Annotated in this window: 16 protein-coding genes and 1 pseudogene; 9 read left to right on the forward strand and 8 right to left on the reverse strand. The window is 45.4% G+C overall.

Annotated elements, in window-relative coordinates; genetic code table 11:
• The 5 genes and pseudogenes from R7F64_RS02100 (at position 1) to R7F64_RS02120 (ending at position 4,689) form a co-directional block, all read left to right on the forward strand.
• On the forward strand, positions 1–1,422 hold the full coding sequence (locus R7F64_RS02100) for an aldehyde dehydrogenase family protein (RefSeq protein WP_005375192.1): 1,422 nt from the start codon (positions 1–3) through the stop codon (positions 1,420–1,422).
• Positions 1,423–1,579: 157 nt separating this feature from the next.
• Positions 1,580–1,741 (forward strand): annotated as a pseudogene (locus R7F64_RS02105) (rubredoxin); the annotation flags it as partial.
• The gene (locus tag R7F64_RS02110) at positions 1,730–3,013 is read left to right on the forward strand and encodes an NAD(P)/FAD-dependent oxidoreductase (protein ID WP_240703664.1); all 1,284 of its coding nucleotides are present in this window, start codon (positions 1,730–1,732) and stop codon (positions 3,011–3,013) included. The pseudogene R7F64_RS02105 and the gene R7F64_RS02110, both read left to right, overlap by 12 nt.
• Positions 3,014–3,025: 12 nt before the next feature.
• Positions 3,026–4,342, forward strand: coding sequence for an NAD(P)/FAD-dependent oxidoreductase (locus R7F64_RS02115; RefSeq protein ID WP_005385877.1), 1,317 nt, complete (start codon positions 3,026–3,028; stop codon positions 4,340–4,342).
• Positions 4,339–4,689, forward strand: coding sequence for an ethanolamine utilization protein EutQ (locus R7F64_RS02120; protein WP_005385875.1), 351 nt, complete (start codon positions 4,339–4,341; stop codon positions 4,687–4,689). The genes R7F64_RS02115 and R7F64_RS02120 overlap by 4 nt, the downstream gene beginning before the upstream one ends.
• 226 nt (positions 4,690–4,915) lie before the next feature.
• Here the strand turns inward: R7F64_RS02120 and azu are convergent, their stop codons facing one another.
• The 4 genes from azu to norR form a co-directional block, all read right to left on the reverse strand.
• The gene (gene azu, locus R7F64_RS02125) at positions 4,916–5,368 is read right to left on the reverse strand and encodes an azurin (protein WP_005375211.1); all 453 of its coding nucleotides are present in this window, start codon (positions 5,366–5,368) and stop codon (positions 4,916–4,918) included.
• Positions 5,369–5,703: 335 nt separating this feature from the next.
• Positions 5,704–6,354 carry an HAD family hydrolase gene (locus R7F64_RS02130; protein ID WP_171345500.1) on the reverse strand — a complete coding sequence of 217 codons (651 nt, stop codon included), beginning with the start codon at positions 6,352–6,354 and terminating at the stop codon, positions 5,704–5,706.
• Between the two features lie 269 nt (positions 6,355–6,623).
• Positions 6,624–7,142, reverse strand: a complete 519-nt coding sequence (locus R7F64_RS02135) for a hypothetical protein (RefSeq protein ID WP_053307894.1) — start codon at positions 7,140–7,142, stop codon at positions 6,624–6,626.
• 399 nt (positions 7,143–7,541) lie between these two features.
• Complete coding sequence (norR, locus tag R7F64_RS02140; protein WP_318071411.1) at positions 7,542–9,074, reverse strand: nitric oxide reductase transcriptional regulator NorR; 1,533 nt, start codon at positions 9,072–9,074, stop codon at positions 7,542–7,544.
• Positions 9,075–9,264: 190 nt separating this feature from the next.
• On the opposite strand from norR, the gene norV reads away from it, so the two are divergent.
• The 4 genes from norV (at position 9,265) to R7F64_RS02160 (ending at position 13,370) form a co-directional block, all read left to right on the forward strand.
• Positions 9,265–10,767, forward strand: coding sequence for an anaerobic nitric oxide reductase flavorubredoxin (norV, locus tag R7F64_RS02145; protein ID WP_005375223.1), 1,503 nt, complete (start codon positions 9,265–9,267; stop codon positions 10,765–10,767).
• A 10-nt stretch (positions 10,768–10,777) separates the two neighbouring features.
• Entirely contained in the window at positions 10,778–11,926 is a 1,149-nt protein-coding gene (gene norW, locus R7F64_RS02150) for an NADH:flavorubredoxin reductase NorW (RefSeq protein ID WP_054577063.1), read from the forward strand.
• A 42-nt stretch (positions 11,927–11,968) separates the two neighbouring features.
• Entirely contained in the window at positions 11,969–12,307 is a 339-nt protein-coding gene (locus R7F64_RS02155) for a DUF1971 domain-containing protein (protein ID WP_005375231.1), read from the forward strand.
• Positions 12,308–12,491: 184 nt separating this feature from the next.
• Positions 12,492–13,370, forward strand: a complete 879-nt coding sequence (locus R7F64_RS02160) for an NAD(P)-dependent oxidoreductase (protein ID WP_005375233.1) — start codon at positions 12,492–12,494, stop codon at positions 13,368–13,370.
• A gap of 195 nt (positions 13,371–13,565) precedes the next feature.
• On the opposite strand, the gene R7F64_RS02165 is transcribed toward R7F64_RS02160, so the two are convergent.
• The 4 genes from R7F64_RS02165 to R7F64_RS02180 form a co-directional block, all read right to left on the reverse strand.
• A complete protein-coding gene (locus tag R7F64_RS02165; protein ID WP_033906756.1) occupies positions 13,566–15,005 on the reverse strand; it encodes a catalase in 1,440 nt (479 codons plus the stop codon).
• Positions 15,006–15,286: 281 nt separating this feature from the next.
• Complete coding sequence (locus R7F64_RS02170; RefSeq protein WP_005375238.1) at positions 15,287–15,904, reverse strand: glutathione S-transferase family protein; 618 nt, start codon at positions 15,902–15,904, stop codon at positions 15,287–15,289.
• 14 nt (positions 15,905–15,918) lie between these two features.
• The gene (locus R7F64_RS02175; RefSeq protein ID WP_005385860.1) at positions 15,919–16,953 is read right to left on the reverse strand and encodes an NADP-dependent oxidoreductase; all 1,035 of its coding nucleotides are present in this window, start codon (positions 16,951–16,953) and stop codon (positions 15,919–15,921) included.
• 151 nt (positions 16,954–17,104) lie between these two features.
• Positions 17,105–17,704 carry a TetR/AcrR family transcriptional regulator gene (locus tag R7F64_RS02180; protein WP_005385858.1) on the reverse strand — a complete coding sequence of 200 codons (600 nt, stop codon included), beginning with the start codon at positions 17,702–17,704 and terminating at the stop codon, positions 17,105–17,107.
• Positions 17,705–17,725: the final 21 nt, after the last annotated feature.

The following is a 17,725-nucleotide window of genomic DNA, read 5'->3' on the forward strand; positions in this document are numbered from 1 at the left end:
ATGATGCATTACCTTAATTATATTGATGGTGAGTGGTGCGATTCAGAGCAAGCGCTGACCGTCATTAACCCTGGCACAGCCGAAGCGTATGCGACGATTGCAGAAGCCACTATCACCGATGCCGACCGCGCAATGGCAGCGGCACGTCGAGTGGTCAAGCAAGGTCTTCTTTCGGACGTTCGTCCAGCCGTCAGAACCGAGTGGATGTTAAAAGCCTCCGCGGCTATTCGTGAAATGGTTGATGAAGGTGGGTTAGTTGCCTGCCGTGAAAATGGGAAATCTTTGCAAGATGCCAAAGATGAGTTTTTAGAATCGGCACGTTACTTCGAATACTACGCTGGCATGGCCGACAAGCTGGAAGGCACGTCAATTCCATTGGGTAAAGATTATGTCGATTTCACCCAATATGTGCCGTTTGGTGTGTCAGTGCAGATTGTGCCGTGGAATTTCCCAGTTTCTATTTGTGCACGCTCATTAGCACCTGCATTAGCTGCTGGTAACGCAGTGGTGATCAAATCGCCAGAGATTTCCCCACTCGCTATGACGTTGTTGATTAAAGCGATTGAAAAAGCGGGCTTCCCAAAAGGCACGATTAACTTGCTATGTGGCAAAGGCTCAGTCGTTGGCAGTCATTTGGTGCAGCATCAAGACGTTGATCAAATTGTCTTTACAGGTTCTGTGCCGACCGGCCAACGCATACTGAAAGATTCAGCGCAACGCGCCACACCATCTGTGATGGAGCTGGGTGGTAAATCGGCCGCTATCGCACTGAAAGATGTGAGTCTCGAAACGCTTTTACAAAGCGTTCAAGTCGGTATTTTCTTTAACGCTGGTCAAGTTTGTTCGGCAATGTCTCGTTTGCTAATTCAAAAAGAGCGTTATGAAGAAGTAAAAGCGGCGGTAGTGGAAATGGCAAAAAGCCTAACTATTGGTCAAGGCGAAAGCCAGCCGGACATCACACCGTTGGTATCGGCTGATCAACAAGCACGCGTGCTTGAAATGATAGAACAAGCAAAAGCCGACGGCGCGAACATCCTAACGGGTGGGTACGCCCCTGATTTGTCAGGTTACTTTGTGGCACCGACGGTGATTGAAGCCTCACCAGATATGCGTATTGCTCAAGAAGAAGTGTTTGGCCCTGTACTGGTAATTACACCGTTTGAAACCGAGCAAGAGGCCGTTGAAATCGCGAATGGCACCGATTTTGGCCTGGTCGCTGGTGTCTTTGGTGAAAGCCTAAACCAAACATTGCGTGTGGCACAGCAACTGCGTGGTGGACAAGTGTTCATCAATGAATGGTTTGCTGGTGGCATCGAAACACCATTTGGTGGCGTGGGCTTGTCCGGGTTTGGGCGAGAAAAAGGACAAGAAGCGATTTATAGCTACGTCCAGACACGCAATATTGCCATTCGTTTGCAGTAAGACAGCAACGTATAGCTACCGTGTAACTGTATTTTCATCACCTCGTACCGGCTTGGATTTCAGACCACAAGCTAGGGCGAGGTTGATGGAATCACAACAAATCTGACAGCGGTTTGTAAACACGGAAATTCTGAACAAGGTAGTTGGAGTATAAGTGATGAGAAAGTGGCTCTGTATTATTTGCGGCTTAATCTATGATGAAGCACAAGGTTGGCCATCCGATGGCATTGCACCAGGAACAGCATGGGAAGATGTACCGGATGACTGGTTATGTCCTGACTGTTTAGTGGGTAAGGCCGATTTTGAAATGATCGAAATCACCGACGATGCGCCACTAGAAGAGGTTGCAGCTGTGTCTTCGGTGTCGGTAGAAGCGTCTGTTCAGCGAAATACGGCTCAGCCTCTTCCATCTGAAGTTACTCAACCTGTATTCTCAAATGACCCTATCGTTATCATCGGTAGTGGCCACAGTGGTTACCAGTTGGCGGCGGCACTTAGAGCACAATCCGAGACGGTTGCTATCACCGTCTTTACCGCTGATGATGGCGCTTTGTACAGCAAACCAGCTTTGTCTAATGCGTTGGTCATGAACAAAGACGGCGACGCGCTGCAAAGTGAAAGCGCGTTGAAGTGGGAAAGCCGTCTCAATATCCGCGTTTACCCGCATACGCGTGTTGAACAGATCGATCGTGCCAATTCAACGCTACATACCTCCATCGGTAAATACGCCTACAGCCGCTTGGTACTGGCAACAGGTGCATCACCGATTGAAATCCCAATTGAGGGCGATCGCTCTTGGGTTATGAGTGTGAACGACTTAGTTGACTACCGCCGTTTCAGATCGGAGCTGCAAGACAAAAAGCGCATCGCGATCCTAGGTGATGGCTTAATTGGCTGTGAGTTCGCGAATGACCTGATCGAAAGCGGTTATGAAGTGACAGTTATCGGGTTGGGTCAATGGCCAATGGAGCGTTTGATCCCGCAACAGTTGGGTGAATCATTACAAAGTGCACTCGCCGAACGAGGCGTGCAATGGGCTCTACAAGACAGTATCGCCAGAATCGAGCCAAGGTCCGAATCCAGTGCGGTTTTACATCTGAACAGTGGCAAGCAGATTGAAGCAGACCTAGTGCTAAGCGCGGTTGGACTCAAACCAAATGTTTCTCTGGCTGAGCGCGCGGGGCTCGAAGTGGGCCGCGGCATTAAAGTGAATCAATTCGGCCAGACGAGTGATGAGAGTATTTACTCGCTAGGCGACTGTGTTGAAACGGAGCAAGGTTGGCAGCCGTATATTGCGCCGATTAATCAAATGATTCCTTCCGTAGCGAAAAGCTTGCTAGGTGATATTACGCCTACCTCTTTAACACCAACTCCAGTGATTGTAAAAACGCCGATTCTTCCACTCACGATTTTCCCGGTAGCCGCTGAAGAACAGGGACAATGGTACATTGAGAACCAAGCAGATGAATTGACCGCTGCGTTTTATTCACCAGAAGGAGCAATGCTCGGTTTTGCGTTGCTAGGAAGAAAAGTACAGTCATTACGCGGCCCTTGGCTAGATCAATTGTCATTGAAACTGTCAGCAGCGTAGCGGAGAAAAAAGATGATTCATTTACCCAATGATGACGTGACGTGTGGTTGGTACCATGCGTTGCCAAGTATTCCAGAAAAATCGGCGTTAAAAGGTAAACAAAGTGCTGACTATGCCGTGTTAGGTGCCGGTTTCGCAGGCCTAGCTATGGCAAGACGTTTAGCTGAACTTATGCCTAATGCACGAATTATACTGATTGATGCGCAACGTATCGGCCAAGGGGCTTCAGGAAGAAATTCGGGCTTTGTTATCGATTTGCCTCATAAGTTTTCACTTGAGCATCCCGACCCTGAGCACAAACAAAAGTTATTGTCGCTCAACCGTTCTGCGATTGCTCAGCTAAACACTTTAGTGTCGAAGCACAGTATTTCTTGTCAGTGGTCAGCAAAGGGCAAATATCAAGGAGCCGTAGGGGCGCGCGGTGAAGCGTATCTCGATCACTTTGAGCACCTAATGAAAGACCTTGGCGAACCATACTTCCATGTTAATGGCAGTGAGCTGGCGAAAGTCTTGGGAACCAACTACTACAGCCGCGCAATTTACACGCCAGGTGGTTATTTAATGCAACCTGCTGCTTTGGTGCGTGGGCTAGGGGAAAGCCTTCCAGAGAACGTCGAGGTGTTAGAGAACTCGCCAATCCGCAAGCTCAGTAAAGAAAACGGTTGCTGGGTATTACATGGAGATAGTGGCTCTGTTGAAACCCCTGAACTGCTGCTTGGGACCAGCATTTTTACTCGGGAGTTTGGTTATCTTAAAAACAGACTACTTCCAGTGATGACGTTTGCAAGCTGGACGCGTCCATTAACCGACGCAGAAATGCAACGATACGGAGGTGAGCTGAATTGGGGGTTAACTCCAGCTGATCATGCGGGAACGACGTTACGTATGACCGCCGATCGACGTATTTTGATCCGCAATACTTACAAACACGTGCCGAAATATGGCTCAAGCATGAACGATAAAGTCAGAGAACAAATTCGCGACGATCATCGTCAGGTCTTTCTGGCGCGTTACCCCGAGCTGGCCGACGTACCATTTACTCACACATGGGGTGGGGTGTATGCCATCTCTCGTAACTTTACTAACTTTTTCGGTCAATTAGATGAAGGTGTTTATGCCAGCGCTTGTGACAATGGTGTTGGTGCTGCGTGGGGAACCATTTCTGGAACACTGTTAGCTGACTATGTCGTTGGTGCGACATCTAAATCATTGGATGACATACAGCAAGTGACAGGAATGCCTTGTTTGAATCCGCCAGAGCCTTTTTTAGGTTTGGGAGTAAAAACGCGTATCCAATTAGCAAAATGGCAAAGCCGGAGTGAATTATGAAGCAAGTCAAACTTGTTGATAGTAAAAGTCTAGATTTCAATGTTCGTGGTGATACGCCGGGAATGGCGTATGTTGCCAGGGCGTTAAGCCCAGAAATTTCACCAAACATTGGTGTAGGCTTTGCTAAATGGGAAGGCGCTAAAGTGGCTTGGACAGTGCTTTATGATGAAGTTGTTTTTGTGATTGAAGGCTGTTTTGAGCTGACCGCAAATGGTGAGACACATTTTGTGCACCCAGGTCAGATGCTTTGGATACCGGAAGGAACTGAATTGGTTTATGGTGGGCATGCTCTGTTCGGCTATGTGGTTCATCCAGGAAACTGGAAAGAGTTACATGGTATTGAATGACTTTTATCATTTAGTAGTGTCTCGGAAAGGCAAAATAAAAATCTGATTTTTAACCATAACTTTTCGCAAAAGAACTTAATCTCAATGGAGCAAGGGTTTCATACTTGCTATGTTTCTTGGTCACGTTTCCAGACGTGTTAGACCTTTCTCAATTGCTATTTTATCTATCAAAAAGGGAAGCCTTGGCTTCCCTATAATGAGTCTTCTTTTGGCTTGGCTAAAGCTTTTATTTTAGCTCAAATTTACCCTGCATGATTGCCCAGTGACCCGGGAACGAACAGAAGAATGAATAGTCACCGCCGGCTTTCATTTTCTCAGTACTGAACGTAATGCTGGTGCTTTCACCGCCACCAATTACTTTTGTGTGAGCGTAGACGCGATCATCATTTGGTTTTACGTAGTTATTTTCTGCTCCAGCTGCCATGCCATCAGTACCGACTGCTTGTAGGTTGGCTGTGTCAGAGATGACCACGTTGTGACCCATCGATTGCGCTGGCATCTTACCTGTGTGATTCAGCGTTAGTTTTACCTCTTTACAAGTGGCTGGTACGCTCAATGTTTTAGTAGAAAACTGCATCATATCGTTAGCATCTAATGACACTTCACACTCGGCACTGGCTTGGGCACCAAAGCTCATTCCTACTAATGCGAAGGTTGTTGCTAATAAACGTAAAGACATATAACACTCTCCATTTTGTATTTTAGGCTGACTTGGATTGATCTTATCCAATAGTTCTCATTATCAGCCAATTTTCACTCCAAAAACGTGCTTCAATCGGTATATTGACGTTTTGTTGCAAGCTTGTACTGGTCAGTTCCGCTATTTGATCACTCAAATGCCTTATTTCATGCGATTGCGTGAGTTAAATCAAAAGTCGTGATTAGCCAGAGTTAAGGTGAAAATAATCTCTCTAAACGGGTGGCAGAATTGTTTGGTTTTACGGTGTTGGAGAGGTTTCAAGAAAGAAGCTCAGCTAAATTGCTGAGCTTCTAGAGAACAGACGACAAGTAGGCCTAGCGAGTTTGCTTTAACGTGTGCAACACATCATGCAGTGAAGGTGCGACAGTATGGCCTAATTGCTTTATTTCGTCACAAGGCTCAACCAAATCAGGAATTTGATAAGTGATCATGTTCGCTGCTACCGCAGCACGTACGCCATTATTTGAATCTTCAAAAGCGAGACATTTGGTTGGATCTACGCTTAGACGACTTGCTGCAAGCAGGTAGATCTCTGGATCAGGTTTGCCGTGTGACACTTCACAGCCTGTCGTTAAGTTGTCGAAATACTTGCTTAGGCCCGCTAACTCCAACTTCTTCTGTGCCACTTCTTTTGCTGTAGAAGTGGCGACTGCAATTGGCAACCCTTGGCCTTTCAACCACTCAAGCAGCTCAATCACCCCTTCTTTTACCGGTATCGCTTGGTGCTTAACCACAGCGTCGTAACGGTCGCGCCACTCTTGGTGTAAGCGGTCAAGATCATCCCCATAAGCTTTACGAAAAATCACTTCAATGCCCGTTGCATTGCGACCAATGATTGAAAGGTAAACATCTTTATAGAAGGGTAGGTTCTGGGCTTCACATGCTTCTTGGAAAATATGCATACAGACGCGCTCAGTATCAAGGAGCAAACCATCCATATCAAAAATAGCAGCTTGGTAGTTCATTACATTAAGACTTTTTGGTTGGGATGGCGCATTTTGACACAAGCAGATCGTTTTTTCTTCTAAAAATTAGAACTTGATTTTGATCCTATGAGTTCACATTGCCTCTGAACACACTATACACAGAGTCTATAAATTAGGTGTGAAATATAATATTTTTAAAATTATAAAAATTTCAGTTAAATAGATAAAACTCTATCTTAATATAAGCTAGAGTTTTATTAATATTCTATTGTTATTTTAACTATTGGATAATTTATTAATAGTTAAAATTAATAATAAAATAATACCAAGTCACGATTGTTTACGACTGCATGAGTGTACCAGCTCTTGACTTCAGATATTTGTTGCTCTGATAAGCCTCCGAAGTCAACGTTATCTTGGTGAATATCTTGATTTTTTATCATAAAAACAACAGGGAAATCGTCAGGGAGTGGGAATTTTATGGGATAATCGGTATTAGTGAATGGAATATCGCAGAAATCGTTTACATCGCAAGGATACCAAGAGTTATTGGATAAGTAATAACCAGTGATCTTACATATAGCTTCAAGCAAGTAAGCATAGGCGTAACCCAAGTGACTGTATTTTATCTCTTCAGACAGCATCTGCATAAGAAGCTCTTCAGCTCGGATGCTTTCGCCACTACTTTCCAGCATTTCATTAATCACTTTAAAGGAGTCTTGACACCTTTCCATGATGGCTTTTTCTAGCTCTGGATTACGCTCATTCTTTAGTACGTTAAAAACCTTTTCAGTATCTAATGAATATACTGTCGCCCCATATCCCATATTTTATTCTCCTCACTTTTATACAGTTAAATTCATTTAAGTGTTTTTTATCGAAGGGATTATATTTTGATGTTTTTTGAAGGTAAAGTGTATATATAGAGGTTGTATTTATTATGATGAACTTTGAAAGTTTAAATTCTTAAAATAAATACTATATATTTAATTTTATTAGATCTAGCTCATAAAAATACCTTAACTATTATTGTGTTTATTGTTAAGGGTTATTAAATCTGTGAGGTGGTTCAAGACAATAAAATTTAGAAGAAAATACCGTCAAACTTAGGTGGCTATTCTATCTGAGCACTCAGCTCACTACTTATGGTGGGCTGAGTGCGCGGTTGGGCATCAGGCACATTATTTGGCGATGAATATGCCATATTAGGTGATATTCGTTAGTGTCTATTTTATCCCTAGGCGTTTTGCTAACCGGTGTAAATTACCGTTATCTAATTCAAGCTGACGTGCAGTTGCTGCCCAGTTGCCTTGGTTTTCTTCCAGAGCTCGAACAATCATCGCTTTTTGGAAGGCATCTGTGGCAGGCTTTAATCCGCCTTCTGGTAACTCAAGCCGAGAGTTTTGTTCCGTTTCTTCAACGTTCTTGATGTTCTGATTCGGCGTTCGGATGTCAAAATCTTGCTCAACTAACTCAATGTCCATGGCGTGGGTACGCGCTTTTGCCAAAACACCAGCACGTTTAATGACATGTTCAAGCTCTCGCACGTTGCCTGGCCATGAATAGTCTTTGAGTGCCTGCACCAAAGTGGGGGACAAACGAATGCTGTTCAATCCCAATTTGCTTCTTAAACGTTCGGCAAAAAAGCCTGCGAGTAACACCACATCGTCTTCACGTTCACGAAGAGGTGGAACATGAAGCGGGAAGACGCTTAGACGGTGATATAAGTCGGCTCGGAAGCGACCAGCAGTCACTTCTTCATGCAATATACGGTTGGTGGCGGCGACAATGCGTGTATTGACTCGAATATGGCGGTCATCACCCACACGTTGAATGTCGCCGTATTGTAGGGCTCGAAGTAACTTGGCTTGCAGCTCTAACGACAGTTCGCCGACTTCATCTAAAAACAGTGTGCCGCCATCGGCTTGTTCGAACTTACCCTTGCGATTGCTGATTGCGCCTGTAAATGCGCCTTTGATATGGCCGAACAACTCGCTTTCCGCGACTGATTCTGGCAGCGCCGCACAGTTGAGGTAAACCAAAGTATTGCTAGAGCGGCTAGAGCGATGGTGAATAGCGCTGGCAACCAACTCTTTACCTACGCCCGTTTCTCCCATCACCAGCACAGACAATTCCGTATCGGCGACGGCATCAATCTGCTCTTGAAGATTCTTCATACCCTGAGAGTTGCCAATGATTTCATTACTTAAGGTGCGCTTCTCGGCGTAAGAGTCACGTGGCAGGCTCGCTTGTGTTTCTAATTGCTCTAACAGGAGTGCAGTGTGTAGGCCACCTGCTGCCAACGCGCTGACAAAACGTAACTCTTGGTTGCGTAGCCCATCAAATTGATTGGGGTCGAAGGCGTCAATCGTAATGGCACCAATCAGTTGATCGTCGATCAGCAGAGGTAAACCAATGCAGGAATGGACATGCAGTTTGTCATCGTGGTTTGGAATCAAGCCATCGTATGGATCAGGTAAGTCGCTGTCAGAGGGAAAGCGCACGATATCGCCTGCTCGGGCAATGGCTTCTAATCTTGGGTGCTGCTCAATGGAGAAACGGCGTCCAAGCACTTCTTTCGCCAATCCATTGATCGCTAAAGGTTTAAAGTGTTGGTCTTCATACAAAAGAAGGGCAGAAGAGTCACACTTCAATACCTCTCGAATCGTGGTTAACAACGTATCGAAGCGAGCCTGTTGAGTGAGGGCCGAGTTAAGGTCTTGCGTGATGTGTAGCCATTGCGCGATTAAAGAAGTCATAGCCAATACCGATTGTGTCAATATGACTATTGTAGTGTCTTAATGACAATTTTCAACTGTGTCTAAATGACACTTGTTAAAGTTGGATTTCAATTAAGATATTGAAATATATGGCAATTAAAAGTTGGCATGCCCAGTGCAATACAAGAAGAAATTAGTTTTGTTTATCCCGTCATTCAAGGTAGTAATTATGACAATTCACGTAAAAAACAACATCCACTGGGTAGGTCAACGCGATTGGGAAGTCCAAGATTTCCACGGTACAGAATACAAAATGACAAAAGGTACCAGCTACAACAGTTATCTAATTCGTGAAGAGAAAACCGTATTGATTGATACGGTCGATCATCGATTCAGTCAACAATTCATCCAAAATTTAGAAATGGAAATCGATCTTAAGTCTATCGACTTTATCGTGGTAAACCATGCAGAGGAAGATCACTCAGGCGCATTGTCGGCATTAATGGAGAAGATTCCGAACACGCCAATTTACTGTACAGAAGCGGCGATTGATTCCATCGTTGGTCATCACCACCATCCTGAGTGGAACTTCAAAACCGTAAAAACAGGCGACAGCATTGATATTGGCAACGGTAAGCAATTGGTGTTCGTGGAAGCGCCGATGCTGCATTGGCCAGACAGCATGATGACTTACCTAACTGGCGATGCAGTATTATTCAGCAATGACGCATTTGGTCAGCACTACTGCGATGAACGCTTATTCAATGATGAAGTGGATCAAAATGAGTTGATGGAACAGTGTTTGCGTTACTACTCAAACATCCTAACGCCATTCAGCAGCTTGGTAACCGCAAAAATCAAAGAAGTGCTGAGTTTCAATTTGCCTGTCGACATGATCGCAACGTCACACGGTATTGTATGGCGCGATAATCCGGTTCAAATCATCGAGCAATACTTGGCGTGGGCAGACAATTATCAAGAAGATCGCATTACGATTTTCTACGATTCAATGTCAAACAACACTCGAATGATGGCCGATGCAATCGCGCAAGGCATTCACGATGTCGATCCTGGTGTGGCGGTCAAAGTCTTTAATGTCTCTAAGCATGATAAGAATGAAATTCTCGCCAACGTATTCCGCTCAAAAGGCATCTTGGTTGGTTCTTCTACCATGAATAACGTCATGATGCCGAAGATCGCAGGCATGCTAGAAGAAATTACCGGTCTGCGCTTTAAGGCGAAGAAAGCCGCTGCGTTCGGTAGCTACGGTTGGAACGGTGGTGCGGTGGATCGTATCCATGCTCGATTGACTGACGCAGGCTTTGAAACCGCGGTGAGTTTGAAAACCAAATGGCGACCAGATGGTAAAGCGATGCGTGAATGTCGCGAACATGGTCAAAACATCGCGAAATTGTGGGCAAAGCATGACCTGACAAGTCCTGTTACTTCGCTGGCGATTGCTGCGTCTGCACCACAAGTTCAATCACAACCCGCTGCACAAGTAGCAACACAAGCGGCAGTAGATGCTGCTTCTAGCAACCCTAGTACTGAGGCGCATCCTGCAGGTTGTCAATGCATGGTTTGCACCGTTTGTAATTGGGTATACGACCCAACTAAAGGCGAGCCTAATCAAGGCGTTGAACCGGGCATGGCATGGTCTGAAGTGCCAGATTACTTCTTGTGCCCAGAATGCCACTTGGGTAAAGACGTCTTTGTCGAATACAACGGGTAAGGGGGAGAATATGCAAGCATCTATTGTGATTATTGGTAGCGGCTTTGCGGCTTACCAATTGGTGAAAACAGTGCGTCGAATGGACGCACATATTCCGCTGCAAGTGTTTACTGCTGATGATGGCGCGGAATACAACAAGCCCGATTTGAGTCATGTATTCAGTAACAAGCAAACTGCCCAAGATTTGGTAGTTAAAAGTGGTGAGGCGTTTGCACAGGAACACAACATCGAACTGTTCGCCCATACCATGATTGAGCATGTCGACGTGCAAGCTCAGCAAGTGGTCGCCAACGGCCAAACCTATCCTTATTCCAAACTGGTGTTTGCGACAGGCGCGAAAGCCTTTGTGCCGCCAATATCTGGTGGTGCAGCACCTGAGGTGATAACGCTGAACTCGCTACAAGAATATCAATTAGCGGAAGAGCAAATTAGCCGCGCGGAACGAATTCTAGTAATGGGTGGTGGTTTGATCGGCGTCGAGATCGCCATGGATCTCGCAACCAGTGGTAAAGCCGTTACGGTGGTTGAGCCAAATCCCCGTTTGCTCGCTAACTTGATTCCTGAATTTGTTGCATTGCCGCTGGAGAATCAACTTAAGCAGCAAGGTATTCAACTTGCCTTAGAGACTGGAGTTGTCGCGATCAATCACTCGGATGATTCGCTGGTGGCAAGCTTGAGCAAAGGTAAGGAAATCGAAGCCGATGTAGTGATTTCAGCTGCGGGTTTACGTGCTAACACTTGGTTAGCGAAGGCTTGTGGGTTGAGTGTCAATAAAGGCATCGAGGTGGATGCTCGATTACAGACATCAGCAGCCAATGTGTTCGCATTAGGCGATTGTGCTGAGATCCAAGGTCGAATGATGCCGTACCTCCAACCGATCGTGCTAAGTGCCAATGCTTTGGGCAAACAACTACTGGGGCAAGAAGCAGAGTTGAAACTACCGCCCATGATGGTAAAGGTCAAAACGCCGAGCTACCCAATTCAATTGGCAGGCGATTTTAGTTCGGTGACGAACTGGAGCGTGCAGATTTCTCAAACAGGCATTGCCGCGAAAGCAGAAGATGAAAATAGCCGACTCATGGGCTTCGTCGTGACGGGAGAACAAGTTACGCAAGCATTTCCATTGCTTCGAGAGTTGTCTCAAGCCGGTCAGGCTTAACCGATTTAAACGAAAAGAATTGTAATTAGAGAGGGTATTATTATGTCGCATCTACGAATTCCTAAAGACTGGACTGTTCAACGTTCAACGCCTTTCTTCACTAAAGACAATGTGCCACCAGCGCTACTGACTCATCACAATACCGCTGAGGGTGTGTTTGGGCAGCTGTGCGTCATGGAAGGGCAAGTGACTTACTACGGCTTTGCTGATGAAAATGCCACAGAAGCAGAAGTAGTGGTGGTGATTAATGCAGGCCAGTTTGCTACAAGTCCACCGCAGTACTGGCACCGCATTGAGATGAGCGATGATGCTCAGTTCAACATCAATTTCTGGTCGAACAAGGACAAGAGTGGGCAAGCGATGTTCCACGCTAAGCAGTAGTGAACCTTTGTAAGTGCTTTGACTGTTACGCTAATCGTCAAGTAAAGGGGTGTAGAAGGCGCAATAAACGGACTGCAATGCAGGATCATCGAGACCGAGGAAAGAGAAATCACGAGTAATGATTTCAATTCTTTAGTAGCATGTTACGAAACATTTCAGTCAGGTGAACTAAGGGAAGCGTGCAATGGAAAAACAACGAGTAGCATTTATTGGTCTGGGTGTGATGGGATACCCAATGGCTGGTTACCTAAGTAAAGCGGGCTTTGAAACCAAAGTATACAACCGCACAAAAGCGAAAGCCGACAAATGGGCTGAAGAATACCAAGGCGTAGCTTGTGAAACACCACGTGAAGCGGCAGAAGGCTGTGACATCGTTTTTACCTGTGTGGGTAATGATGATGACGTTCGTAGCGTTGTTTACGGTGAAGAAGGCATTCTGGTCGGTTTGAAAGCAGATGCAGTGTTAGTCGATCACACGACGACTTCTGCAGACCTAGCGGTTGAGCTGGCTGAAGCGTGTGCTAAGTATGGTAATCACTTCATTGATGCGCCAGTTTCTGGTGGTCAAGCGGGCGCAGAAAATGGTGTTCTAACCATCATGTGTGGTGGTGAACAAAGCATTTTTGACCGTGTGTCTCCGGCGATGGATGTGTACGCGAAGCAGATGACGCTACTGGGTGAAAACGGTCAGGGTCAACGCTGTAAGATGGTAAACCAAATCTGTATTGGAGGCGTTTTACAAGGTCTGAGTGAAGCTTTGTTGCTGGCACAAAAATCAGGCTTGGACATCGCTCAAGTTGTAGAAACGCTTAAGCATGGCGCTGCAGGTTCTTGGCAGATGGAAAACCGCGCAAATACAATGGCTGAAGACAAGTTCGATTTTGGCTTCGCTATTGATTGGATGCGCAAAGACTTAGGTTTCTGTCTGCAAGAAGCTGAGCGAGTGGGTCTAGAACTTCCACTGACTAAGAAAGTGGATGAGCAATACGCAGACCTTCAACGTGATGGTTTAGGTCGCATGGATACATCAGTACTGATCAAAGCGGTCGCTAAAAATCAGTAGTTGATGAATCAGTAATAGATAAACAGTTCTTTGGTATTAAAGAGCTTAAAGAAATCTAAGTTAATCATAATGAACCTCCTTGAGCATGGTTTATGACTTGTGATTAAGGATTAGTGATTTGAAATCAGGAGGTGCTGTAGAGCACCTCCTTTTTTTCGTCTTTAAATCACACAGTGTAATGATTACAGCGTTCGCTTACTTGTTTAAGCCTAGTGCAATTTCAAGACCTTTGCCGTACGCCTCGTCCGCTTGGTATGCGTGTTGAACGTGGCGCTGTTGGATGAACTCTGGTACACCGTCCATTGCGCGAGCTGTGTTATCGAGCAGAGTTTGACGTTGCTCTTCGCTCATCAGACGGAATAGGTCACCCGCTTGGCTGAAGTAGTCTTCGTCTACACGATGATCGTAGTGATCAGCGTTGCCGTTGATGCGTAGAGGTGGCTCAGAGTAATCTGGTTGCTCTGCCCATTCTTGTTTGTAGTTTGGTTCGTAACCTAGTGTTGAACCAAAGTTGCCATCAACGCGCATTGCGCCATCGCGGTGGTAGCTGTGAACAGGGCAACGAGGTGCGTTCACTGGGATTTGATGATGGTTCACACCTAGACGGTAACGCTGAGCATCGCCGTAAGCAAACAGACGACCTTGTAGCATTTTATCTGGAGAGAAGCCGATACCAGGTACAACTGCTGCTGGGTTAAACGCTGATTGCTCAACTTCTGCGTAGAAGTTTTCTGGGTTACGGTTCAGTTCGAACTCACCAACTGGGATCAGTGGGTAGTCTTTTTGAGACCATACACGTGTTAGGTCGAATGGGTTGAAGTTGACTTCATCCGCTTCTAGCTCAGGCATGATCTGTACGTACATCTTCCATTTAGGGAAGTCTTGACGCTCAATCGCTTCGTAGAGGTCACGGTGATGGCTTTCGCGGTCTTTACCTACGATTGCTTCTGCTTCTTGGTCAGTTAGGTTTTTGATGCCTTGCTGAGTTTTGAAGTGGAATTTCACCCAGTAACGCTCGTTTTCTGCGTTGATGAAGCTGAATGTGTGGCTACCAAAACCATGCATATGACGGTAAGAAGCGGGGATACCACGGTCACTCATTACGATAGTCACTTGGTGGAATGCTTCTGGTAGTGATGTCCAGAAATCCCAGTTGTTGGTAGAGCTACGCATGTTAGTGCGAGGGTCGCGTTTTACTGCGTGGTTTAGGTCTGGGAATTTTAGTGGGTCACGTAGGAAGAATACTGGTGTGTTGTTACCAACCAAGTCCCAGTTACCTTCTTCAGTATAGAATTTTAGTGCGAAACCACGGATGTCACGTTCTGCGTCTGCTGCACCGCGCTCACCAGCTACGGTAGTGAAGCGAGCGAATAGTTCTGTTTTTTTGCCGATGTCAGAGAAGATCTTAGCGCGAGTGTATTTTGTGATGTCGTGCGTTACTGTGAACGTACCGTAAGCACCAGAACCTTTTGCGTGCATACGACGCTCTGGGATCACTTCGCGGTCAAAGTGTGCCAATTTTTCAAGGAACCAAACGTCTTGTAATAGTTGAGGGCCACGAGGACCTGCAGTCATAACGTTTTGGTTATGTGCGACAGGGCAACCTGCTGCTGTAGTCAATTTCTTGTTTGTCATTTTTCTTCCCCCTCCAGGGTTCAATACCTTAGAAACTGTAGAGGAGGTTATTACGGAAAAGCTGGGGGAGAAAACTGATATTGCTTATCAATTCAATAGATGGTGACTATGGTCGAAACTATATTAGAATCAGAAATTTACTACATTAGCTTGATTGACATAACAATCGACGTTCTCGAAAGCGATTGACTGGGGGGAGCGCTATCCAGTTAGCGTGTCTACGATGTTAGTAATATCGCCCCTTAAATGAAGTTTTACGCGTCATCAAAGGGGCGAAGTAATTAAGAGTACTTCACTTCAAGTTGTTCAGCTTTTGCAAATGCTGGGTGTGTCGCGAGCTGTTTCCCATAACGTTCAATATTAGGGAAGTGATTAACTAAACCAAACTTTTGAACCAATTCGACAATGAAAGACATCATGATGTCTGCGCCAGTCAGACGCTCTTCTACTAGGTAAGTTTTGCCTTCTAAAGATTGCTCGAAGTAGCCTAGTACATTCATTGCTTCCTTGTCGGCATAGCCTGATAAAAACTGAGTTTCATTTGGCTCTTTGCTTACGAAGATTTTTAGCAGCATAGGTAAAATTGCAGAGCTTTCTGCAAAGTGCATCCATTGCAAATATTCTGTGTGTGCTTTTGTACCACGCTCAGGAGCAAAGGCTCCGTCACTGTATTTCTCAATCAAATATTCGGTCATTGCACCTGACTCAATGATAATCTCGCCGTTATCTTCAAGAACAGGTGACTTCCCTAATGGGTGAACACTTTTTAGTTCTGGCGGTGCCATGAAGGTCACGGAATCACGGACATAGGGTACAATCTCGTAATTTACATCTAGCTCTTCAAGTAACCAAATGATGCGCTTTGAACGAGACTGATTGAGGTGGTGAAGTTTAATCATTTACATATCCCTTTTTATAATGGGTCGTTAATCTGTACTACAAGTTTGCCGAAATTCTTACCTTCCAACAGACCGATGAATGCTTCTGGCGCATTATCCAGTCCTTGTACTAGATGTTCGCGGTATTGGATCTTTCCTTCTGCCAACCATTGATTAATATCTTGCGCAAATTCACCGTAACGATGTCCGTAATCATCAAAAATGATGAAGCCTTGCACCTTGATTCGTTTGGTCAGGAGCTTACCCATTAGTAATGGAAGGTGGTCGGTACCTTCAGGCAGCTCTGTCGCGTTGTACTGAGAAACCAAACCACAAAGTGGGATACGCGCATTTGTATTCAGAAGTGGCATTACAGCCTCGAATACTTTGCCACCTACGTTTTCGAAGTAAACATCAATACCTTTGTCACAGGCATTTTTCAGTTGTTCTGCAAAATCTTCAGCTTTGTGATCAATACACTCATCGAAACCAAGCACCTCTTTAGCGTAACGGCATTTTTCGTCTCCGCCTGCTATACCAACAACTCGGCAACCTTTGATTTTACCAATTTGACCAACTGTTGCGCCTACAGGCCCCGTAGCAGCTGCTACCACGATGGTTTCCCCTGGTTTTGGCTGACCAATGTCGAGTAAACCCATGTACGCGGTAAATCCTGGCATACCTGCAACGCCTAGCGCGTAAGAAGGATTTTGCGGTTCTTTACCAAGTTTAATGACCATCTCACCAGTTGAGATAGCGTAGTCTTGCCAGCCAACAGTGTAGGCAAGAACCCATTCACCTGCTTCGTAATCTGGGTGGTTTGATGCTTCTACCTGACAAACTGTACCACCGACCATTACGTCATCAATTGCAACAGGGTCAGCGTATGATTCGGCATCACTCATGCGACCACGCATGTATGGATCTAGAGATAAATAAACCGTTCTCAATAGCATTTCACCCTCTTTCGGAGTCGGTTTCGTTACCTCTTCTAAACGAAAGTTTTCTTGTGTCGGTGCACCATGGGGACGTGACGCGAGTACTATTCTGCGATTTGTTGCGTTAGTCATATCTATCTCACTTGTTGATTAGACCGGTCGTCTAGTATTCATTTCAAAATATCCCGCTTATGTAAAGCGGGAAGGTTTACTGTGTTAACACTGACGCTTTTTCTGACAGTGAAACGTGTGTAGGGTGTTCATTCTGCTTCCACGCCGCCTGTTATGGACAAGTGCGCGTATTCTGCAGTAAGTGTTGAGTATAGGTCAGACTTTGCGTCAATGCTGCCTGATCTTGATAAAGTTTGTTCAGCAAGCTAGCGCCATTCCAAAGGTAGTATATCTGCCTTGCTAATAACGCACTGTCACCATTGGGGATTGAGCCATCTTGAATGCCGATGTCTATGCAATCCGCTATCGCTTGAATGGTTTTGTCTGCTCCTTGGCGTAATGCCAAGCGCATTGACTCAGAGAGATCGGAGACTTCTGCACTTAACTTGACCAATAAACATTTGTTCGCATTACACACGTCGTCTTCTACTTTGACCATTTCTTCGAAATAGCTCATTAGGCGTTGGTAGCCACTCAGTTCAGTATTGGTAAAGCGTGCGTTTAAACGCTCAAAATACTTAGTAAAGTAGTCTTGAATCATCGCTTCACCAAATTGTTCTTTGGACTTGAAGTAATGATAAAACGAGCCTTTTGGCACTGCGGCCTTTTTTAACAGCTCTGAAAGACCAACACTCGTGAACCCTCGGTTTACGATCAACTCGTATCCGACGTCGAGAATATGTTGGCGTGTGTCATTCGTCTTTGCGTTCATGGAGTGTACTATAGAATGAAT

Source organism: Vibrio sp. Vb1980, assembly GCF_033338615.1.
Taxonomy (GTDB): Bacteria; Pseudomonadota; Gammaproteobacteria; order Enterobacterales; family Vibrionaceae; genus Vibrio; species Vibrio alginolyticus.